We start from the raw sequence: 23,359 nt of genomic DNA, 5'->3' as shown, positions 1-23,359 counted from the left end.
CTCAAGCAGATGTATTGGATGATTGTAATTTAATCCCCAAAACTTGAGTGTAAGCTCCTCGTGCTTGAGTAACGCCAATTGTGCGTTCGGCTGATTCTATCATCGGACGACGCAAACTCACAACTATAAATTGCGCTTGTTGTGACTGTTGTTTAATCATTCTAGCTAATCGTTCTACGTTTGCTCCATCTAGAAACATATCCACTTCGTCAAAAGCGTAAAATGGCGATGGGCGGTAGCGTTGCAGTGCAAAGATAAAGCTCAAGGCTGTGAGTGATTTTTCTCCCCCAGACATGGATGCTAGGCGCTGTACGGGTTTGCCTTTGGGGTGCGCGACTAAATTCAGTCCACTGCTAAAGGGATCTTCGGGATTTTCGAGTTGCAAGAAGCCGTCGCCGTCGGAAAGAATGGCAAAAATTGATTGAAAGTTTTCGTTGACAGCATCGAAAGCTTCTTTAAAGGCAAGTTGCCGCAATGTGGTAAAGTTTTCAATCCGCAAAAGTAGTTCGGTGCGTTCTCCTTCTAGTGTTTCTAATTTTTGGGTGAGTTCTTGGAGGCGGTTTTGGGTGCGTTCGTATTCTTCTAACGCCAGCATATTAACAGGTTCCATTGCCTGTAAGCGTTTGGTAAGCGATCGCAATTCTTTCTGCAATTCTTCTAAATCTACCTGATCTGGAACTTCTGGTAAGGGATTTGGCAATTCTGCTCCCACATCTCGCGATTGAGTTTGCAGTGCAATTAGTTCCTCTCGCCGTTTCTCTTGGGTTTCTTGGAGTTTTTGGATTTCCCATTCCAATTGTTGTTGGCGTAAAAGGTGCGATCGCACTTCCAGTTCTGTAGCGTCACGTTTTTGTTTCTCTTCACCCAAATTCTGCTCCATAAGGCTGAGGTTGGCGCGGGTTTGGGTGATGAGAGTGCTGAGTGCTGAGTGCTGAGTGCTGAGGGTATTTAGTTGATTTTGTTGCGCCTCTTGTTCGTGATGATATTGGCTAATTCGCTCCTCCCCTTCTTGGATTTTTTCTTGCAAACGTTGTTGCTGATTTTCTAAATTTTTTAATCTTTGTTCCGCTTCCCGTAAAGCTGTTTCGCGTTGTTGCAATTGTTGCTCTTGAATTTTAATGGTTGCCTGGATTTGTTGCCATTCACTAGGGGTTTGGGATGCTTCTAGCTCTGCTAAAGCGTGTCGCAATTGTTGCAACTCATTTTCTTGCCCTGGTAATTCCCGCTCTAAAATTTCCAATCGAGATTGAGCAGTGGTTAACTTTTGGCTGTTTTGGGCGAGTTGCGATCGCGTCCCCTCTAATTGCACTGTTAAATTCTTAATATCTTTCTGCAACTGTTCCAATTGCAACTGCTGTTCGCGCCGCGCTTGACGCGCTTCTGTGAGTTCTTGGGTGAGTTTTTTGGTTCTGGCTGACAAAGTAGCGATCGCTTCAGTACAACGTTCTAAAACTCGCTCAATATCCACCAAACGAGTTTTTAAAGCGATCGCTTCATCAGATTCCGCCGCTTCTGCATTGCCAAACCGCAACGCTGAACGATTGCTATTACTACCACCAGTCATTGCACCGCTAGTTTCTAACAATTCCCCGTCTAAGGTAACGATGCGATACAGTCCTAAATTTTTCCGCGCCGCCTCCAGGCTAGAAAAAACTACCGTGTTACCGAAAACATAGCTGAAGACATCTTTGTAACGGCGATCGCAATCGACTAAGTTAACAGCGTAGTTAACGAAGCCGCTAGCAAAACGCAGCGTAGCATCTTGAGTAAATTTGGGAGCGTGAATTTTATTCAGTGGTAAAAAAGTTGCTCTCCCTGCACGCTTCTGTTTGAGCAATTCAATCCCGGCGGCGGCGATGCTGTCATCATCTACCACAATATGTCCCAAGCGTCCCCCAGCAGCCATTTCCAAAGCTAGTTGATGGCGGGGTTCCACTTTTCCTAACTGCACAACTAAGCCACAAAGTCCAGGTATGCCCGATTGTAAAATAACTTTACTCGCTTGGGTTCCTTGAACTTCTTGCTGTGCTTGCGTTTGCGCCTCGATTTTATCCAACTGGCGTTGTTTTTCTCGTTGTTCAAAAAGTAACCGTTTTTGAGTTTCCTGTTGGATTTGCAGTTCTTGTTCTGTGGCTGAGAGATTTTGGGCTAAATTTTGGATGGGTTCGCTAGAGGTGTTAAATTCCGTTTCAACTCCACTACACTGAGTTTGTTTTTCTGCTAACAGCGGTTCGTCGCGTTCAATTAACTGGGTTTGCTCTTGGATAAGTTGCTGTAACTGATTATTGCGTTCCCTGAGTTGTGCTTGTTCGGTGCGTTGCGGTTCTAGGGTGTGCAGCAAAGCTTCAATTTGACGGTTGAATGCCGTTTGTTGCTGCACCCAGGCTTCCGAAGCCGAGGCGATTTCGGCGGCGGCTTCGCGGGAGGTTTCTAGAGATTGCTGTGCTTCATCTCTTTGTTGCTGGGAAGACGCGATGAATCGCGTCTCTACAATGTGTGTTTCGGCAATTTCTTCTAGGGAATGACGGTGTTTTTGAATCTCTTGTTGAGTTTGAGTTAGACGTTTGGCAGTTTCTTGAGAAGCTGTTTGTAATTCTGTTAGCTGGCGCTGGAGTTGTTTACGTTCTGCTTCTTGGGTGGCGAGGGTAGCTTGTACTGCCAACAGTTCTTCTTCTCCCAAAGCTTTGACATGGGCATTGAGTTGTTCAAGTTCAGCAGTTTTTTGGACGATTTGGGAATTTAGGTTTGTGAGTTGGGTAGTCAGTTCAGTAGAATTGCGATCGCCTGTTTGAATTTCGTGAACTAACTTCTCTTGTTGTGTTTGTAGCGATCGCCATGATAAAACAGCTTCCCAGGATTGCTTCGCTAGAAATTCTGTGCGGAGTTTTTGATATTTCTCAGCTTTCGCCCGATCTTGGGAAAGGCGATCGCGTTGTGCAGTTAATTCCGTTTCAATGATCCGACAGCTATCTTCTTTTTCCTTCACCTCATCTAAAGTTGATTTGGCTTGAACAATTTTGCGATCGAACGCCGCCACCCCAGCCAATTCATCAATAATTTCCCGTCGTTCCCGCGCATTCATCGAGATAATGCTGGTGACATCCCCTTGCAGCACCACGTTGTAGCCTTCAGGATAAACCCGCAGGTTACTTAGTTCTCCATGCAATTCTGTCAACGTGCAAGCTTCACCATTGATATAATAATTCGATGTGTAAGTCCCTTGGTGAGTGACTCTTAGCCTTCTAGTAACACTCCACTCTGCCGATTTTGGATTTTGGATTTTGGTGAGGTAGCCCCCGTCTTGGCGGTTCCCGTCGATGGGGGACTGCCGAACCCGAAGGGATTTTGGATTTTCTTCCCCTGCTTCCCCTGCTTCCTCTACTTCCTCCCTTTGCACCTTTGTGTCTTTGTGTGAGATTTCATCCGACAAATCAAATGTCACAGTGACGCTAGCTTCAATAGAAGCGCGTCCTTTAGCCGTTTGAGTATTATTTACCAAATCCGGTAGGCGATCGGCTCGCATTCCCTTAGAACTGGAGAGTCCGAGGCAAAATAGCAGTGCATCTAAAATATTTGACTTACCCGAACCATTTGGCCCAGATATGACAGTACACCCCGGTAGCAAAGGGACTGAAGTAGTGCCACCGAAGGATTTGAAGTTGGTAAGTTCCACGCGCTTGATATGCACCATAGGCGCTGGTTCACTGGGCTAATGAAGAACAAGTGTATCAACTAATTAAAAATTCGCAAGAGGGTAAGGGGGAGAATTGGAAATTATAGTAGACGCGTTGCGGTAGTCTGTGAGCTTCACCCGAAAGGCTTACCGCAGGCGATCGCTAAGTGTACGGCAAAAATTTTGATGTCGCAAACTTATCATCAAATTTTCCCAGAGCAGATAATATCATGTCTGACTAATTACTTGTAATTTAAAAATTTGAAATAGGATCAAGGCATTCTGACACAGTAATGTAGTTGCTAAGTAACAGGGGGGAGGAAGTGAAAAAAGCAACTCACTCCAATGGTAGAGGGTATTAAAAGCACTAAATGAATTTATAATGTAGTAATCTTTACAATTGGAAAAACGTAGAAAGAAAGCCCCTCTTTACTACCTCCATCTGATGTATGTGATTTGTTTCTGAACCCCCCAAAATTTCTAGAACTTAGTAATGAAGAGATTAATTAAAGGTTTGCGCGAATTTAAATCTAGCTATTTTTCGACACATCAACAATTGTTTGAGCAACTTTCACAGGCTCAAAAGCCCAGAGTATTATTTATTACCTGTTCTGATTCGCGTCTCGATCCAAATCTAATTACACAAGCCCAAGTTGGTGAATTATTTGTCATTCGCAATGCAGGTAACATTATTCCACCGTATGGCGCAAGTAATGGCGGTGAAGGTGCGACAATTGAATATGCTGTTCAAGCTTTAGATATTCGCCAAATTATTATTTGTGGTCACTCTCATTGCGGTGCCATGAAAGGATTAATGAAGTTACACAATCTCAGCGATGAAATGCCGCTCGTGCATGATTGGCTTAAATATGCAGAGGCAACCCGAAGGCTAGTTATGGATCACTACAGTCACTATGACGGAGAAGAACTGCTAGAGATTATGATTGCCGAAAATGTTCTGACTCAAATTGAGAATTTACGGACATATCCAGTGATTCATTCTAAGCTTTATCAAGGAGAACTCAGCATTTATGCTTGGATTTATCACATTGAAACAGGAGAAGTTTTTGCATACGATCCCCAGAAACACGCTTACGTTTTGCCTCAAACTCAGCTTCCACCATCAGAAATAGATGATTCCTTCAGAGGTGAGGTTACAAATCCCAATGTAGCTGTGCTTTCCCCTCAAAACCAGCAGGATGATGTTCAACCTTATGATAAACAGTCTGTTTCTCCATTTGAGTGGTTTCCAATGAGACGACTCTCTCCAGAACAGATGGAGCGAATTTATCGAGGTTCAAATAATGGAAGTTGAAAGATGAAAAATAGAATTAATTATAAATAAGCCATAGCTAAATTTCAGTCTACTCAAGTAGACTGAAACCATTTTTCAGTCTTTTTTATAAGACTTTAACTATTAAGCATAGTAGTAGGAGCGCCCCCACCACCATTGGTGTCAACTTAAGCTGAAAATAGCTTAACTGCTGGTTTCCATGCCCGCCTGGAAATAAATTTCTTTGGCTTTTAGGCTTAACTCTACTGAAGTAGACTGGAGATTTTTGGCAATATTTAGTCATCTTCAGATGACTTTAGCTATGAGATGGGAATTTGAATTCCCGGCGGACAAGCGGTTTCACGTTAAGTTGACACGAATGCCCCACCACATCATCTATTTACCTGAAAATAGCTATAGCAAAAACAGAGACTTACACAGATGTAAGTCTCTGGTTGGCTTTTATGCCGCTGCTAACTGAAAGCTTCAGTCATTCTTTTATGGCTTTTTCACAGTATCAACTTTTGCTTCTACCTTTACTGTCTTCACACCTTGAACTTCTTTAGCCAAGGTTTCAGCTTTCTTGAGTTCTTCAACAGAAGCAGCTGTACCTTTGAGGATAATTTCACCCTCTTTGTTTTCAACTTGTAACTTGTTGCCTGGTAAGCCTTTATTCAACTTTGCGCTAACTTCAGTTTTTAAATTGCTCTTAGCTTTTGTTGCTGCCGTTTTTTCAGCATTTGTTTTAACTTTAGTGCCAGTATTAGCTGCTAAAGGAGTAGCTTGTGTTTCTGGAACTTTGGCAGTTTGATTGATCTGCGAAGCTGGTTTTGCTGGTGCTTGAGCGGCTTCATTAGTAGTGCTAGGAGTTTCCGAACCAGTTTTAGGAGCCTCTTGACAGCCAAAAGTACCAACTACCAAAATGCTACTAAATAGTAATGGAATTAGCTTTTTCATTATCATCTCCGAATTGAGTACTTGAAGTAATTAATGTGTGTGTCATGGTGAGGAGCAGATGTTAAAAAGCAATTAAATATGAGGCAGTAAAAGCACCCAAGCAAGCACTCAGGTCACTTAAAATTGAAACTTGGACGATTTATTGAGGCTAATATTTTGCAGCCACTTTTGAAAAGTACCAATTCAATTTTCCTAACGGTTGCTGACCAGTATAGTCTGCATACAGTCTGTGGTTATCTGTCAATTTAAGGTAGATGCTAATAAGCTTTATTAAGCTGAGACTGTACCGCTTTACAGTCGTGACTCGATATTATCAGATTTGAGTCAGTTTGGCGATGTCTACAACGGGCATAGCTACAACAACTCAAAACTTCAGCGTTTTTGTAATCCTGTCTCAACAAACTTACCAACAAAATGTTACTTTAGAAAACTATGGCTTACTGACAATGCCCTAAATATCAGGAAATATTAGCCAATGCCCTACCTTACTTCCGCCACCGAAATTCGTGCCATTGTCGCTGAATATACCAATGCTAAAACTCTATGGATAGATACAGAAGTAGCTGACTATAAAAGTCGTAATCCCCGACTATCGCTGATTCAGGTATTAGATAATCCTCAAGATATGAGTGGCGATCGCGTCTATCTTTTAGATGTCTTAGATCAGCCTAATATTATAGCTGAATTTATTGAAGAAATTATGATAGATTCTGCTATTGAAAAAGTTTTTCACAATGCCAGTTATGATCTAAAGCTTCTCGGTAGCAAGAAAGCCAAAAACATTACTTGCACTTTGGAAATGGCAAAAAAAGTTCCCTACTATCTTTTACCATTACCCAACTACCAACTCAAGACTATAGCTACAGCGCTTTGTAGCTTTAACAATATCGATAAACAAGAACAAGCAAGTGATTGGGGAAAACGCCCCCTGACTGAAGAACAGATAGAGTATGCTTACTTAGATTGTATTTATCTTGCTCAAATCCACTTAAACTTGTTAGGATTACAAGCCCAAGCCAGCCCCGAACCCGCAACGGAAGACTTAATATCACTAAGTACCAAATACTCACAAGTTGAGCAGCAATGGAAGTTGTTGAATTCAGAATTTGAGCATTTGCAAGAACGTATAAAAAAAGCTATGCAGGCTCAGAATATATCTGAAACTTATGATTATAAGCTGACTAGTTATGAGCGCACTACAATCAAAGCTACATTTACCGAATTGGCAAGGCTAGCACAAACTCAAGGTATTAATTTAGATTTTCCGATTACGCTAACTCAGAAACTCCAAAAAGATTTAGGGCAAAATCTGGAACAATTGTCTGTAGATATTGACAAAAATACTTCTTGGCGGCTAACGCCCAAAGCTCAAGATAGTCAAGCTGAGGATGAATAAATTGTTCATCAGGCTACACATATCGGAATTTATAGAGTTATTGTAAAGCATAAATCTTGAAATTTAATAATTATTTTCTCGTGCCTTCCCTGAGAAATCTATAAGATATTAAGGAAGTTTGTCAATTAACTTTAAGGGTCTATCAAAAGTTAAAATAATTATTGAGTTAAAGAATTAAAATCTAGGTTTTGGTATTAATTCGATTTAGGTGTTATGGCAGTTGATATTAACTTATGAGACGGCGTTTATTTGGGCAAAAGCGAACAAGGGTAAATACTTTATTTACCATAGCTATTTTTACTACATTGGCTGCAACTAGCAGTATTTCTTGTAGTAAGAATGACAATGTGTTGGTGACAGAAATAGGAGTCAGTCAACCTAGCCGTGGTTCAGCTACAACTTCTAAAGGTGGAGAATTCTATCTTCAAGGAAAGAATCAACATTTAAATGGTGACTTACAAGCTGCGATCGCATCATACAGTAAGGCAATCGATCAAAATTCTCAATATGGCGCTGCCTACAACGGGCGGGGATTAGCCTACTTTGATTTGGGAGACAAGGAAAAAGCGATCGCAGATTACAATCAAGCACTCCGCATCAACTCTAACGACGCTGAAGCCTACAATAACTTAGGAAATGCCCGCGCCTCATTAGGAGGTAACAGAGAAGCAGTCAAAGATTACAGTGAAGCGATTCGCCTCAATCCCAACTATGCCGAAGCCTACAATAACCGAGGAAATGCCCGCGCCGCCAATGGAGACAAAAAAGGGGCAATAGACGATCTTGGTCAAGCAATTCTCCTCAACCCCAAATATGCGATCGCCTATAATAACCGAGGAAATGCCCGTGCTGCGAATGGAGATCCTAAAGGTGCGATCGCAGATTACAATCAAGCCATTCGCCTCAATCCTAACTTTGCCCCTGCCTACAATAACCGAGGAAATGCCCGCGCCACCAATGGAGACAAACAAGGGGCACTCAAAGACTTACAACAAGCAGCAAACATTTTTCAAAGTCAGGGTAACAACGACTTATATCAACAAGTGATGAATAACATCAAAGAACTTGGGCAGTAGGGAAAAGCCAACATGAAAAGGGCGGTTAGAAACCGCGTCTACACAAGCAAAACCCACCTACGTGGGTTAAAAAAACCTCATTTTTCATTAGTCCGCCTGCGCGGACTACCCTGCGGGAAGCCGTAAAGCGTCTATGTTTGTGTAGCCGCGTACTCCTGCAAAGAAGCAAGCTACACGCAGTGTGCCGCAGGCAATTCCATTCAATAAGGCTTAAATTTACTTGTTTCTACGTTAACAAAATCACATCCCAGAACCAATGTGAATGCGATCCTCAACTTCCGCAAATTTTTCCTGTGCTTGCTCTTCAGTACTCAACAGTGAAACGACAATCGCCACAATAAATGCTAGTGGAATACTGATTAATCCAGGATTTTTCAGTGGAAAGGGTGCAGAAGCGTGCTTAAGAATCGTTACCTGAATCGTAGGTGACAAATAAATCAGCACTAAAGAGGAGACAGTACCTACTAACATACTCGCAACCGCACCGTTGGTAGTGAAGCGTCGCCAAAGCATTGATAAGAGCAACGCTGGGAAGTTTGCACTAGCAGCGATCGCAAATGCTAAACCTACCATATAAGCCACGTTTTGACCTTTAAACAAAATACCTAAGAATATCGCCACCAACCCCAAAATCATTGTTGCACCACGAGCCACTTTCAGTTGTTCTGACTCGTCAGCATGACCTGAACGCACCACGTTCACCCACAAATCATGAGACAGTGCAGCCGCACCTGAGAGTGTCAACCCAGCAACAACCGCCAAAATCGTTGCAAAGGAAACAGCCGCAATAAAACCTAAGAAAGCATCACCACCGAGAAATTCTGCCAACATCGGCGCAGCCATGTTACCACCAGTACCAATTTTCTCAATGGCATCTTTACCTACCAATACCATTGCTCCAAAACCCAGGATGAAGGTAAGGAGATAAAAAACGCCAATAATAGCTGTGGCATAAGTAACAGAGAGCCGCGCTGCTTTGGCATCGGGTACTGTATAGAAACGCATTAGGATGTGAGGTAATCCAGCAGTGCCGAACATCAACGACAGTCCCAAAGAGATAGCATCCAAGGGGTTGGAAACCAGTTTGCCCGGAGCTAATACACCTGTATATTTCTCAGATGCAGCAGCGAAAAGAGCAAGTGGGTTAAAGCCAAATTGTGCCAGTACCAAAATAGCTAGTAAGATAGTTCCGGCAAGCAACAGAACTGCTTTGATAATCTGTACCCAAGTGGTGGCAATCATCCCACCAAAAATCACATAAGCCATCATCACGCAACCGACAATGACCACAGCTAGTTCATAATCAAAGCCAAATAATAGTTTGATTAGTTCACCAGCACCTACCATCTGGGCGATTAAGTAAAAGCTAATTACTACCAACGTTCCAATCGCAGAGGCGATACGTACAGGTTTTTGCTGCAAGCGATAAGCCACTACATCGGCAAAAGTGTATTTACCTAAGTTACGTAGTGGTTCGGCAATTAAGAACATGACAATCGGCCAGCCCACCAAGAAGCCGATAGAATAAATTAAGCCGTCAAAGCCGTTGAGTGCTACCAGCCCAGCGATACCTAAAAAGCTAGCTGCACTCATGAAGTCTCCTGCTAGGGCCAGCCCATTTTGGAAACCGCTGATTTTACCGCCAGCTGTATAAAACTGTGCCGTATTTTTGGTGAGCTTTGCCGCCCAATAGGTAATGCCTAAAGAACTGATAACAAATAGAAAAAAGAAAGCGATCGCTAACGGGTTAAAGTGACCAAGATTAGTAATATCCGCCGCCAGTGGCAGATTGAACCACACACTATTCATGCTTTTTTGGTTTAGTATTTTTGAATTTGGGACTAGAAATTGCTAATAGCTAATTTACTTACGTGTCAGCCTTGCGATTTGGTCGTCGTAACTGCTATTTGCCCAACGCACGTAGATAAAAATTAATATCCATGCTGAGACAATTACCAGCGCCCCTAGTAAAATTCCCAGGCTAAGACCAGGAAATACTAATGACCCCAGCAGGGGCTTATTGAACGCGATTAATAGGATAAAGCCGAAGTAAATAAACATCATGGCTCCACTGAGAATCAGGGATATCCGCCAACGTTCAGCGGCGAGAGCCTGAAGAGCCTTTGTGCGATCGTTCATGTCTTCCTTTCGGTTGAGAAGATTAGGTCAGATTCTCTCATTGAAGTTGATTTCTGCGTAATTTTCTTAAAGATTATTAGTAAATCTATTGCTATATCAGGTAATAAAATTAACTTTGCAAAGTGATATATCAAAATAACAAGACAATAGCGGCTCTGTCTTGAGTCACAAAAACCTAAAACTATATGACAATCCTATCTGAGTTGTAAGAAATTCCCTACTCCTACTTACGCAAATAAGTTCAAAAATCAAATCGGATTGCTATATCTGTGGTTTTTAATCAAGCTATTTTGAGTATTATATTATACTTTATTATTCTGCTCAACTTAAGTATTAAGTTTTTATATACTAAAACTTAAAATAAATACGTACTTGCTACCAGGTTTTAAAATCCTTCAAGTTCGGTTAAGACAAGAGACGTGATGAATCGCCGTCTTTGTGATGATTTATCGGATCTTTGCGATCTATAATTTTCATCAAAAAATCTTAACCTAACTGTATTGAATCCCGACTTATTTGATAAGTCGGGATTCTAATATTTGCATTCTTACAAATCAAATTAGATTAGTATATACAATCTAATTGTCTACACCTACAGAAATAAGTTTGCTGTAATATTCAGTTTTTCCATAGATGCTGATAATACTATCGCCAACTGCAAAAAAAGTACCTTCTTGCTCATCTTTAGAAAATTGCAAATTTGGATATTTAGCAGCAGCTTCCTCAGCAGTCATGGCTATTGCTTGCATTTGATCTGGCAATAGTCCAGTAGAACCAATGTAAAATATTAAGGGAGATATTTTGTCTTGGTAGATATTTTCTGCATATTTTTCTAGCTTGTTACTTGCTGCCGTTAAAGCTGCAACCATTTCTTGTTTGCTGATTTTTTTACCAGTTTGTTTATCCTGCAATAACTGCGCCAAACTATCAGCACCAACTTTCTTAAGAATACCTCCAACAATGCCATTTTGCTCAAGTCCAAGAAAATCATCAAAAATTGGTTTCATCAATTCGTCAACTTTTGTAATCTTGGTGCGTGATGATAGTAGCCTGTGCCGAAAAGCAAGATTTTCGTTCAATGCCATCTCAAAACTAGGCTTGATGAAAATTTCTCCAGTTATTCTATCATAAAGACGATACATTCTATTCAGAAATTTGTTAGCAGAATGAAACTTACTGAGGTTAAGAATATCTTGATTACCGACATCAATTTTATAGCTCAATCTTGATTCAAGAGTACCATTAACTAAAGCTTCATGAATATCTGTGTATTCATTAGTTGTAGGGTAGTTAATGTAAACATTTTTAGACAGATAGTGCTTTTTAAATTCATCTAACTGCGCTTCTATAAATACATCTGATTCCTTTTTCAAGTGAGCGCAAATAATACTAATCAGTACTTTAATTTCAGCTAATTCATTGAATAGTCCATCAATGCTGTTGTAATAACTATTAGCGGCTACAAGGGGCAAGTTATCTAACTGAATGGTATGTTCAGCACGAAAATCAAATTCTTCTGCATCCAGTATGCCTTTCTCTTTGAGTAAGTCAAAGGCTTTTTTATTACTGATTTTGACTACTAAAGACTTTACGTTAATTTTGCCATCACTGACAATTGTATAGTTATTAAAGGTATTGAGGTCATTCACTAGCAAACCTGCTACCTCAATAGTGGGGGTTTGGTCTTCAAATTTGGCAAGTTTGACTTTACGTTTGATAAGCATATTGAGAGTAGCAGTATTGCGATTAAACTGAAAATCGCCCATACTTACATACTCAGCATTATCAATATATTCGGCTCTCAACCAAGGTTGAAGCAATTCCCCATTTTCGTTTCTAACACCTTTAACACGCTTGATGCCTGTTCTTTGATAATGTTCTTGTAGGTGCTTAATATTGACGATAATATTGTTGCGGTACTGTGTAAAAATTTTGATTAATTCTACCAGAGAAATTTGATTATTCGTCATATTGCTACCTTCTACATCAAGGTCATTAACAATTCAAAATTCAAAAATAAATTCCCTGTAGAGACGGCGATTTATGGCGTCTCTCTAACCGTCAAAATGAATTTGACAGATCACTGGCTACTATGGGCGTTCATTTACTACAAGTTTTGGGCATTGTCTGGTAAATTTCGCGCTGCATACTCATCGGACATTCATACTTTTATAGTACAATTGTATCATAAAAATGCTAAGTTGTGTAGAGGTAGCTCGTGGTCAATATGAGTAGTTCACGCTCCAGGTTTGAAATAATCGAAGAGGCGATCGCCTGAATCTGCGCGAATCAATGCCACAACTATATCTGGTAAGGCGGTTAAACTGGGGTAAACCAAATAACGCGGTTCCCAACGCGGGCGGAACTTTTCTTTATAAGCGTGCAATCCCTTGAAGTTGTAGAAGCGATTCAAGTGCCCATAAAGATAGTGCAATACTTTTTCTAAGCGGTGCGATTCTGGGTTATCTCCAACTCCCGCAAGGGCAGAAAGACCAAAATTAAAGCTGTCGTAGCCGCCCTCTTTAAAATGTTGGAGTAGGGAAATAAATAAAAAGTCCATTGTGCCATTTTCCAGAGATGAGCGGTGTCGCATCATGTCAATAGTGGCTTCGTTAAGTTGGTACTCCCGGAGAATGTTCGCAAAGGCGCTGATCTGACCTTCAGGATTATGCACTACAGCAATCTCGCACCCTCGCAGGTAAGCTTCATCAAACCAACCCAAAGAAAATTGTTTTTCCGAACCTTGCGCCATTTTCAACCATTCATCACTGACAGGTTTGAGGAGGTGCAATAAATCATTAGCGACGGGTGGTTGGTAAAATTCGATTTGGTATCCTAGTTTAGTTAAACGACTGATTGATGGTCTAAAGTTTTTACCGGCTTTACCTTGTAACGTAAAACTTTTCAGGTCAACGATCGCTTCTTCTCCTATCTTAAGCACTCTAAACCCCAATGACTTGTAAAGCTCAATATCATCGGGCAAAGTTTGATAAAAGCCAGGATACCAGTCGTTACGCTGGCAAAACTCTCGGAAAGCAACAATTGTCTCTTTGCGGTCTTCAACAGGGCCAATGGGATCTCCTAAGGCGATCGCACCCCGTCCCTTGGGTACATAAGCAATTACACTATTACCAGAAGGACTGAAATAATAACTTTTATCATTTAAGAGTGCGATCGCTGCTAAAGAAGAACATCCATATTGCTCGACAATTTCTTTAGCCCTTTTTCGCTCATTTGTAGTTGCTAGATTCTGCCAAAGCACAGGTTGCAATAGCATTACCATTGCATAAGTAATAGTAACTGCTGCAATAATATAGATAGAATTAGCAAAAAATTCTCCAAATCGACTCTTTGGTTGCAGTCCCCAATTATCCGCGGTGAAGAACATCGCTAATGTCTGAACTATCGCTTCACGCCAATTAAAATTCTCAGAAAATTTGCCATCTAACAAATAAAATCCAATAGTTCCGTATGCCAGAGTAAATAATAAAGCGCCTATTAGTACTCTGACTCCCTGTGCGATAGAAGGACGGTCTGACTGCGCCGTGAAAAAATGGCGCATCAAGATTAATTGCCCCAGTAAAACTCCAGAGAGTAGACTTTCTTCATAGTCCAATCCCTTCAGCAAATGGCTGAAAATGGAAATTATTAGTAAACCAATGGTAAGCAACCAGGCTATTTTTTTTCGGCGTAATAAATTAGTAGCAAGTGTTAGTAAAATAAACCCAGTCAGAGCTGTAAATATATGACCACTGGCCCGGACATCAAATGGCAAAAATTCCTTCAACCAGTGATTTCTACCATACAGATTAGGTGTCACTGCGGATAACAAATTTACTACTCCGACCAAACCTGTAAGGAATGCCGCACTCCAAAGCCCAATCTGAGTTTTTAAATTATTGGTCATTAGTCATTAGTCATTGGTCATTGGTCATTGGTCATTTGTTTTGGTGTTAAAACTCTTAATTTTTAACTCCTAACTCCTAACTTTTTTCTCTTAACTCTAACTTTTTTGAAACTGTTCACCTACATACGATAGCGAATCTTTAAGATGTTTGTGAAAGTAGTTCCAGCCTATATCTGCACCAGACAAACCATGACCTCCAGGAAATGCATAAAATACGTGAGCAATGCCTAACTGATTCAAGGTTTCGTTAAAAGCTTTGGTAGAAGCTAGTAAATTACTATCGTTTATACCCGCATCCAGATAAACATGCAATTGCTTCCGATCTTGGGGCGATAGCTGCTGCACAATTTGTTGGGGACTATTTTGTGAACCACTGTTATCGGTAAAATAACCGCTATGGCTAAACAAAATCTGGAAGTTGTTAAGATGCCGTAACCCAATATTAAAAGCCCCCCATCCTCCAGAAGACAGACCTCCCAGCGCCCAAGACTGGGGTTTTTCTAAAGTGCGATAGCGCGACTTGACAACTTGCACTAATTCTGAACCAATTAAAGTTCCCACTTTACCATTTGGCCCATCAAAGTAATCGGGGTCATATAAAGGACTGGAACCGCGATTATCATTACCATCGGGTGTAATCACAATCGATGGTGGCAATTTTCGACTTTGATAAAGTTCATGCAGTACGTCTAAGAGTGCATATTTGTCAGCATAAGCACGGGCATCATCATGACCACCATGTAATAAGAAGATTACAGGGTAGCGCTTTTGCGGATTTTTGCTATAACTAGGGGGCAAAATCACGCCATAATTACGGACTGCACCCATCGCTTGGGAGTTGAAAGTAGCTAATTGAAACTTTAGCCCAGTATTGGCCTCTTCTTGGGGTGGGTCTAGTTGGGGCGCACCTAAAATGAATACATAATAATAACCAGCGCTGGTAAGGAGTGCGATCGCTCCTACCAAGATAATTAAAAGTTTATAAATCTTCATATTTTTTTAGCATTTGAAAAGATCACCTCCATTAGAACTTACTATAGCGATTTTTGTTTTACACGGAGATGTGTCTATACAATAGCCTGTTATGAGAGAGTTCATAGTGTATTTTAGGGGTTGTTATTACCAAGAAATTTAGCTTTTAATTCTTCTAATTCTTGATCTATTTTATTTGTACTAGGAGGCTGAGATGTGGGGTTTGGTGGCTGTACTTTATTTGGTTGAGGTTTACTGCTACCCATAAATTGGGTTTTCATTTCTTCTAATTCCCTCTCCAGTTGACTAGGAGATTTCGATAAAAAAGCGGGGGGAGAATTGGGTGGTGGTTGAGGAATAGGTTTTGCCGCAATCGCTGGCGTGGCTGCAACTTGTGAGTATTTATTTAAGTCTTTGAGAACTTCATCGACTGTTTGATAACGCCGAACTGGAATACTTTCTAGCATCTTGTTCAGAATACGACTCAACGGATTACTAATCGGAGTTTGTAAGTATTGCTGCCAAACCCATGTATCGTTTTGAGTATCATAAGAATCGAAGGGCGATCGCTGGGTTAATAAATTCACACAAGTAGCACCCAAACTGTAAATATCGCTAGCGAAAACAGCCCTACCTCTCATTTGTTCAGGTGCAACATATTCTGGACTACCAATACTAGTACCGGTTCTATTTAAAGCAGTGCCAGTGGCAGATTTAGCCGCACCAAAATCTACTAATACTAGTTTGCGATCGCCGCTACGTAAAATAATATTTTCTGGCTTAATATCACGGTGAATTACGTGTCTGGCATGACAAAATTGCAAAACTGACAATAAATCATTTAATAGTTGCCAGATTTGCGTTTCACTAAAAGCCCCTCTATGTGCTAGTTCCTGGGCTAAGTTTTGCCCGTCAATAAATTCTTGTACAAGATACTGTCGGGCTTCTTGGGTAAAATATGCCAATAATTCAGGAATTTGGGGATGTTTGCCCAATTCATCTAACTGCACCGCTTCTTGATTAAATAACTCTACGGCTTTTGCAAGAGTGTTTGTGCCTTGGGATTGGGGATAAAATTGCTTAATTACGCAGCGTGGTTTGGAGGGTTTATCTTCATCCACAGCTAAGAAAGTTTTGCCAAAACCACCTTGTCCGATTGGTTTTATAGCACGGTAACGTTCTTTGAGGAGTAACTTAGAACCGCAAGTCACACAAAAATTGACATGATCGGGATTTTCAGGCTTGGGACAATGGGGATTAAGGCAGTAGCTCATACAGGCGATCGCTCTTATATGTCTTTATTTTCCCCTGTCCCAGGCAAAAGGGGGTAATTAACAGATTTTGGATTTTGGATTTGTGTCACCCAGAAGGGTTGAAAGGGGGTAGGGAGAAGTTATACCAATTCACGAAAATCCTGATACATATAGATTTATCGTAGGGGCATGGCAATGCCCATAGGTGTCAACTTCAGCTGGAAATAGCTTATCTGTTGGCTTCCATGCCCGCCCGGAAATAAATTTTTTTGGCTTTTAGCTTAAGTCTACTGAAGTAGACTGGAGATTTTTGGCGATATTTAGTCATCTTCAGATGACTTTAGCTATGAGACGGGAATTGAAATTCCCGGCGGACAAGCGGTTTCGCGTTAAGTTGACACCAATGGGCAATGCCATGCCCTTACCAGCGTATTTGTATCATTATTAAAGTGAAATGGTATTAGAACCAAAATCTAAAATCTAAAATTGGCTCGCGATGTCTACGACAGGCTACGCCTATGCACTGTTAACTAGCCTATATTTTCTATAACTGGATGGAAGTAAAAAGCAAACCCCAATACTGTATAGGCAGCTAATAACAAAGTGCCTTCCAGCCAATTGGACTTACCATCAGAACTAATACTGTTGGCAATCAACACTGACACAACCACAGCTACTAATTCAAAAGGTTTGAAATCTAAATCCATTGGTTGGCCTAATATCCGCCCTGTGATAACTAACACGGGGGCAACAAATAGGGCAATCTGCATACTCGATCCCACAGCTACCGAGAGGGAAAGATCCATCTTATTTTTCATTGCCACGGTGACTGCTGTAGCGTGTTCAGCCGCGTTACCGACGATGGGAACCAATATCACCCCTGTAAACAGCGCCGTCAAACCTAGCTGAGATGTAGCGACTTCCAGAGAATCTACTAGCATTTCTGACTCAATTGCCACTAGCAAGGTACATACTAGCAACACGCCAACCCACAACATCATATTTGGTTTCGCGTGGGGTGTTTCCTCTTCTTCTGTCTCTGCTACACCCACATCATATAAATAAGAGTGGGTTTTCATCGAAAATAGCAGCGTTAGGGCGTAAACCAAAATTAATACTACGGCAACAGCAATAGAAAGATTTTGCACTGTTTCTTCGTTAATTCCTTGAGAAGTGTAATTCATCGCTGTTGGCATCAAAATGGCAATCACCGCCAAATTCATCGAAGCAGCATTTACCCGCGCCACAATTGGCTGAAATGTCTGTTCTTTGTAGCGCAATCCTCCCAAAAGCATGGAAAAACCCATCACCAATAGTAAGTTGCTAATAATCGATCCCGTGATACTGGCTTTGACTACATCGATTAATCCAGCGTTCAACGCCACTAGGGCAATGATTAATTCTGTGGCATTGCCAAAGGTGGCGTTTAACAAGCCCCCTAATGATGGCCCGACTACGACAGCAATTTCTTCTGTGGCTGTACCCATCCAAGCTGCTAAGGGCAAAATTGCTAATCCAGCAGTAATGAAAACTATCAATTCTCCCCACTCCAGAAAGTGGGCTGCTACAGAAACCGGGATAAACAGTAGTAAAGCGAAAAGAATAATGTTTTTGGTTGACATTTGTTGTCTTAAGTTGAGGGTATCATTCACAGCGAGCAATCCTAAGTTTCAAATTTGGAGTGTTGAATTAGCAATCACTTTCATATCAGCACTTCCATAGGATACTCTCAACCGTCAGTAGACCAATTCAGAGATTGTACTGTTTTCCGTTCGCCGTTGCGAATGTTGTGTAAAGCAAAATTGCGATATGATGAGTTATTGTAATCTTTTGTTGCAAAACTATGAAATTGAGCCAAAATATTACATTAAAAATGGGGTTTAATATATTAAAAGACAATTAAAATTTGATTGACGCCCAAGAATATAAAACCCCTAACTGAGGCTTTGTTCAATGGCTAATTACTTTAAGCCTTCAGGGAAAGGGCTGTCTTGCAAAGTTCCTTTAAGTCGGCACAGCCGCCCAACGGACTTTGCGCTGTGCGATAACGCAGATTTCCCACTACAATAAAACAGCTTTGTCAAAAATTTAGTTGGATTCCATAGTTGTTGTTTATACCGGATTTTGTGTTCAAACTATTGGAGTAAGGTTTACGCACAATGTTTTCGGTGCAACTGCAAGTTTTTTGTTTTGGATAAATATACATGACTTCTGCTGCCCAAATGCCAGCTAGCTCTGGCTCAACGTTAACATTACATTCAGATCCCAATAACACCAAAGAAACTGATCCCCTGAGAAAGGCTAATGGTGTTTACGTGACGGTGCATGGTCATTTTTACCAGCCACCAAGGGAAAACCCTTATCTGGACGCAATTGAACGCCAACCGAGCGCTGCACCTTTCCATGATTGGAATGAGCGGATTCATTGGGAATGCTATCGTCCGAATGCCTTTGCCAGAGTCTTAAATGATCGAGGCGAAGTGGTGGGGATCGTCAACAATTACGAGTATTTCAGTTTTAATATCGGGCCAACGCTGATGTCGTGGCTAGAACGCTACGATGTGGAGGTTTATCAGCGGATTTTAGAGGCGGATGCCAAGAGTAGCGATCGCCTGCATGGTCATGGCAATGCGATCGCGCAAGTATACAATCACATCATCATGCCCCTGGCCAATGAGCGCGACAAATATACCCAAATTCGCTGGGGTAAAGAAGACTTCCGCTCCCGCTTTGGCCGCGATCCCGAAGGAATGTGGTTAGCAGAAACCGCTGTAGATTATGCAACTCTAGAAGCTCTTGTTGCTGAGGGTATTCGCTTCATTATCCTTGCACCATCTCAAGCCCTACGTTGCCGTCCACTGCCTACTCCAGAACATCCTCATCCTGAATGGATCGAAGTTGGCGGTAGTCAGATTGATTCCACCCGTCCCTACCGTTGTTATTTGAAGCCCACACTAGACACTTCATCTTCACCTCTAAGTGCGATCGCCACTAGCTCTAACGATAGTAGTACAGAAGAATTACCTTACATTGATATCTTCTTCTACGATGGCCCGATATCGCGGGACATGGGTTTTAGTGATGTCGTTTATAATTCTAGTCACTTTGCCGGACGTATTGGTTCGGCGGTGCGTGGGGATCATCGTCCAGCACAGTTAATCTCTGTGGCGACAGATGGGGAAACCTTCGGACACCACAAAAAGGGAACTGAAAAAACTTTAGCCTACGCCTTTACTAAAGAGTTTCCTCAACAAGGTTGGACGGTGACGAACTTTGCTCACTACCTGAGTTTAAATTCTCCCAGTTGGGAAGTGGAATTAAAGTCAGTCACAGCTTGGAGTTGCGCCCACGGTGTCGGTAGATGGGAAGATGATTGTGGTTGTGGTGGTGAGGGCGGTGTTTGGCATCAAAAATGGCGTCGTCCTTTGCGGGATGCCCTAAATTGGCTGCGGGATCAGCTAACTGAAGTATATGCAGAACATGGTAGACAGTTATTTCGCGATCCCTGGCTAGCGCGAGATGAATATATCCAAGTATTGCGCGATCGCTCTGCTAGCAATGTCAACCGTTTCTTAGCCCGTCATCAAACCCACAAACTGACGGCAGCCGAACAAGTAGACGCTCTACGTCTATTGGAAATGCAGCGTCACGCATTGTTAATGTTCACTAGTTGCGGTTGGTTTTTTGAAGAAATTTCCCGTCCAGAGGGGACACAAATTCTGCGCTATGCCGCCCGTGCTTTAGAATTGGCAGGGGATGTGGCAGGTGTGCAGTTAGAAAAAGGCTTCGTCAAACGCCTTGGTTTAGCTCCTAGTAATGTAGATGAGTTTAAACATGGTGCGGAAATTTATCGGCAACTCGTGTTAACTGCTCAACTTGGTTTTAAGCAAGTAGCAGCCCATTACGCCATTACTTCCCTATTTACCAATCAGAAACCAGCAGAAACGCACAATTCCCTACCGAGAAAAGATGCTGCTGACAAACAGTCTCAGCGTTACCACAAAAAGGTTTATTGCTACGCTGCCAATGAGTTAGATTACCAACTGCAAAGGATGGGATCGCTAACTCTGGCTGTGGGAAATTTAAAGCTAGTATCAGAGATTACTTGGGAAAGCGAGCATTTGGTATTTGCGGTGCTGCATTTGGGAGGCTGGGATTTCCACTGCGGTATTCAACAATTTACCGGGCGGCGTGATTACAGCCAATTAAAAGAAAAGCTGTTTGGGGCGCTAAAACAAGCTAGTGCGGCTCATACGATCTTGGTGATGACGCAGCTATTTGGCAAAGAAGCTTTCAGTTTGCAAAATCTATTTGCTGAAGAACGCCACCGGATTATGCGGCTGCTGAGTCAGGAAACACTAGCACGTTTAGGACAGTTATATACTCAAGCCTATCGTGATAATTACGGTGTGCTGATGGCGTTTCATCGTGATGAAATTGCAGTACCCCAAGAATTGCAGGTAGCAGCCGATATTGCTTTAGGGCATCGCTGTCTGATGACATTGCGATCGCTTGAGCAAGATATCGCTGATCCCCAAAAGAGTTGGAGTCACATCTTAGAATTAGAAGCGATCGCGACTGAAGCAAAACATCTGCGTTGTCGGCTGAATATTCCCGACGGTAAGCAGATGTTAGAACAATTAATTGCGCGATCGCTCTGGCAATTGTTGCACGATGCCAATGGTAGTTTTAATGCAGATATCCAACTGTTAGAGCGATTGATTGATGTCGGGGATCAACTAAATATTGATATTTCCCTACAGCGATCGCAAGAACTATACTTTAGCTGTTTGCACAGTCAGATAGCGCCAGTCTGTATTACTAACCTTGACAATGAAGGAAATAATCAGTGTCTTCAGTTGCTCAAATTGGGCAAAAAATTAGCCGTTGATGTCAGCACGATCTCAAATCAATTGGGATAAGTGCGTAATGTATCCAAAACCCTAATTGTAGAGACGCGATAAATCGCGTCTTGATTGAGAACCGTCATAAATCAAAATGCCGCCGGAAACGGGGATCAATATTGTCTGTTTTCTGCTGATTGCAGTTTAAGCAAAGAGTTTGCAAATTGCTGATATCATTTTGACCGCCACGGGCGAGAGGAATGATATGGTCAATGCTGAGGTTAGTTTCTCCAGTAGTTTTACCGCAGCTTCGGCATTGGTATTGGTCACGTTGAAAAACATATTTCTTTACTTCCGGCGGAATACGAATGCGAGGTGTTTTGCTCATTTGTTTTCTAGTTACTAATGAACCCTTCCAAGCTGGGAACATCTACCCAGCTTGCTTTTTGATGAGATTCATGGGATAAATCCATCAACAACTGAGAATAAATTCCTTCTCGTAATGATGGTGTAATTTCCTGATTGCGTTCAATTCCCTGTACCCATTGGTCTACTACGCGGATAAACGCCGAAATACGCCCATCAGCATGATTATTGGGGAAAATCAACCGATTCGGTATTTCTATTTCCGTTAGAGGTTTACCTGCCTGGGAACCCCAAACCCGAAAACCATGTATATAATCTTTTTGATTTTCACTGCCCACTATTAATGTACCGCGATCGCCATATACATCTACCCAATGGGTTCTTGGTGCATGAACAACCGCACTGATAGAAAGTTGACAAGGTGTGCCATCTGCCAATTCCAGGGTTAATATACAGTTGTCATCTGTATCCACTGGTTTAGATTCCCCACTCACAGGGTCAATTCGTGTGGGAATCCCAGTAGTTAAATGGGCGTTTAATCTACGGACTGGCCCAAATAACCAGTGAATATAATCAAAAGCGTGAGAACCCAAAGATCCTAATGCACCGCCTCCTTTATCTTTCTCAGAGTACCAATTCCAAGGGCGTGAAGTATCAGCACGAGAAGAACCTAACCAATCAATTTTAATTAGGCGTAACTTACCCACATAGTCTTCTGACAATAATTCTGCAAACAACTGCCATGCTGGTACAAAGCGGAATTCAAAATCTACAGTCGCAATCACGCCTTTTGCTTTAGCTAACTGATAAATTTCTTTAGCTTCACCTACATTTAAAGTTGTCGGTTTTTCTAGTAATAAATGTTTGCCAGCTTGCAATACAGTTTTTGCCATTTCATAGTGTAAAAAGGGCGGTGTAGAAATGCTAACTGCTTGCACTTCTGGCAATGCCACAATATCTGCAAATGAGTCGGAAGCGTAGGGGATATTATGGGATTCTGCTATGGCTTTGGCTTTATTGATATCTCGGTGATAAACAGCAACTACTTCAGTGCGAGGATGCGCTTGGAATCCAGGGATGTGGACTTTTTGACCAAAGCCGGTGCCTGCGATCGCAATTCCAATCATATCATTTTTGCTCCTATTAATTATTTATTAAACTCCAATAATCTTACCCCGCAAAAGGTACGCTTTTTTTTATCGCAAAATTCTAATTTTAAAAAAATAACAACAATGTTCACAATTATAATTTTTGATAGCAGCAAAAAAAGTTATACCAAAGAATTATAATATCAAGTTTAATGAAATTAAGCACATGAAAAAAATTAATAATTTGTCTATAAATTTACAGATAATCATCTACTGAAATTATCTATAAAAAAGCCAAACAATAGCTTAAAATCTGAACATTTATCTGTCCTAGTTTTTAGGAAGAGGTTTTATTTACCAGACTATGCCTCTCGAAAGATGGTACAGAATAAGTATCAGATGATAAGGCTAAAAC

General features: G+C 41.5%; 15 protein-coding genes. 4 read left to right on the top strand and 11 right to left on the bottom strand.

From position 1 onward, the window contains the following. Position 1: 1 nt before the first annotated feature. On the bottom strand, positions 2–3,691 hold the full coding sequence (gene smc, locus HWQ39_RS25190) for a chromosome segregation protein SMC (RefSeq protein WP_292851192.1): 3,690 nt from the start codon (positions 3,689–3,691) through the stop codon (positions 2–4). Positions 3,692–4,166: 475 nt separating this feature from the next. On the opposite strand from smc, the gene HWQ39_RS25185 reads away from it, so the two are divergent. Continuing rightward, complete coding sequence (locus tag HWQ39_RS25185; RefSeq protein WP_292851189.1) at positions 4,167–4,988, top strand: carbonic anhydrase; 822 nt, start codon at positions 4,167–4,169, stop codon at positions 4,986–4,988. Positions 4,989–5,444: 456 nt separating this feature from the next. On the opposite strand, the gene HWQ39_RS25180 is transcribed toward HWQ39_RS25185, so the two are convergent. Further along, positions 5,445–5,903: a BON domain-containing protein gene (locus tag HWQ39_RS25180; RefSeq protein WP_292851186.1), complete on the bottom strand. Its 459-nt coding sequence runs from the start codon at positions 5,901–5,903 to the stop codon at positions 5,445–5,447. Positions 5,904–6,378: 475 nt separating this feature from the next. Here HWQ39_RS25180 and HWQ39_RS25175 point away from each other — a divergent pair, with 475 nt between their 5' ends. Together HWQ39_RS25175 and HWQ39_RS25170 are read left to right on the top strand one after the other, a co-directional pair. Continuing rightward, the gene (locus HWQ39_RS25175) at positions 6,379–7,299 is read left to right on the top strand and encodes a ribonuclease D (RefSeq protein WP_292851183.1); all 921 of its coding nucleotides are present in this window, start codon (positions 6,379–6,381) and stop codon (positions 7,297–7,299) included. A 233-nt stretch (positions 7,300–7,532) separates the two neighbouring features. Beyond that, entirely contained in the window at positions 7,533–8,375 is an 843-nt protein-coding gene (locus HWQ39_RS25170; RefSeq protein WP_292851180.1) for a tetratricopeptide repeat protein, read from the top strand. A gap of 240 nt (positions 8,376–8,615) precedes the next feature. Here the strand turns inward: HWQ39_RS25170 and HWQ39_RS25165 are convergent, their stop codons facing one another. From HWQ39_RS25165 to cax, 7 genes are all read right to left on the bottom strand, one after another. Beyond that, positions 8,616–10,184, bottom strand: coding sequence for a sodium/solute symporter (locus tag HWQ39_RS25165; protein WP_292851177.1), 1,569 nt, complete (start codon positions 10,182–10,184; stop codon positions 8,616–8,618). Between the two features lie 54 nt (positions 10,185–10,238). Further along, on the bottom strand, positions 10,239–10,514 hold the full coding sequence (locus tag HWQ39_RS25160; protein WP_292851174.1) for a DUF485 domain-containing protein: 276 nt from the start codon (positions 10,512–10,514) through the stop codon (positions 10,239–10,241). 578 nt (positions 10,515–11,092) lie between these two features. Continuing rightward, complete coding sequence (locus tag HWQ39_RS25155; RefSeq protein WP_292851171.1) at positions 11,093–12,484, bottom strand: hypothetical protein; 1,392 nt, start codon at positions 12,482–12,484, stop codon at positions 11,093–11,095. A 266-nt stretch (positions 12,485–12,750) separates the two neighbouring features. Then, entirely contained in the window at positions 12,751–14,421 is a 1,671-nt protein-coding gene (locus HWQ39_RS25150; protein WP_292851168.1) for a phosphatidylglycerol lysyltransferase domain-containing protein, read from the bottom strand. Between the two features lie 96 nt (positions 14,422–14,517). Next, positions 14,518–15,414, bottom strand: coding sequence for an alpha/beta hydrolase-fold protein (locus HWQ39_RS25145; protein ID WP_292851165.1), 897 nt, complete (start codon positions 15,412–15,414; stop codon positions 14,518–14,520). A gap of 113 nt (positions 15,415–15,527) precedes the next feature. Then, entirely contained in the window at positions 15,528–16,667 is a 1,140-nt protein-coding gene (locus HWQ39_RS25140) for a serine/threonine-protein kinase (RefSeq protein WP_292851162.1), read from the bottom strand. 509 nt (positions 16,668–17,176) lie between these two features. Continuing rightward, on the bottom strand, positions 17,177–18,268 hold the full coding sequence (gene cax / locus HWQ39_RS25135; RefSeq protein ID WP_292851160.1) for a calcium/proton exchanger: 1,092 nt from the start codon (positions 18,266–18,268) through the stop codon (positions 17,177–17,179). 582 nt (positions 18,269–18,850) lie between these two features. On the opposite strand from cax, the gene HWQ39_RS25130 reads away from it, so the two are divergent. After that, entirely contained in the window at positions 18,851–21,568 is a 2,718-nt protein-coding gene (locus HWQ39_RS25130; RefSeq protein WP_292851158.1) for a DUF3536 domain-containing protein, read from the top strand. A 64-nt stretch (positions 21,569–21,632) separates the two neighbouring features. Here the strand turns inward: HWQ39_RS25130 and HWQ39_RS25125 are convergent, their stop codons facing one another. Both HWQ39_RS25125 and HWQ39_RS25120 read right to left on the bottom strand, forming a co-directional pair. Beyond that, on the bottom strand, positions 21,633–21,878 hold the full coding sequence (locus HWQ39_RS25125) for an HNH endonuclease (RefSeq protein ID WP_292851156.1): 246 nt from the start codon (positions 21,876–21,878) through the stop codon (positions 21,633–21,635). Positions 21,879–21,885: 7 nt separating this feature from the next. Continuing rightward, a complete protein-coding gene (locus HWQ39_RS25120) occupies positions 21,886–22,983 on the bottom strand; it encodes a Gfo/Idh/MocA family oxidoreductase (protein WP_292851153.1) in 1,098 nt (365 codons plus the stop codon). Between the last annotated feature and the right edge of the window lie 376 nt (positions 22,984–23,359).

Origin of the sequence: Nostoc sp. NMS8 (genome assembly GCF_017115045.1) — a bacterium.
Lineage (GTDB): Bacteria > Cyanobacteriota > Cyanobacteriia > Cyanobacteriales > Nostocaceae > Nostoc.
Note: the sequence above shows the minus strand (reverse complement) of the source record. Positions and strands in the feature narration are given on the sequence as shown.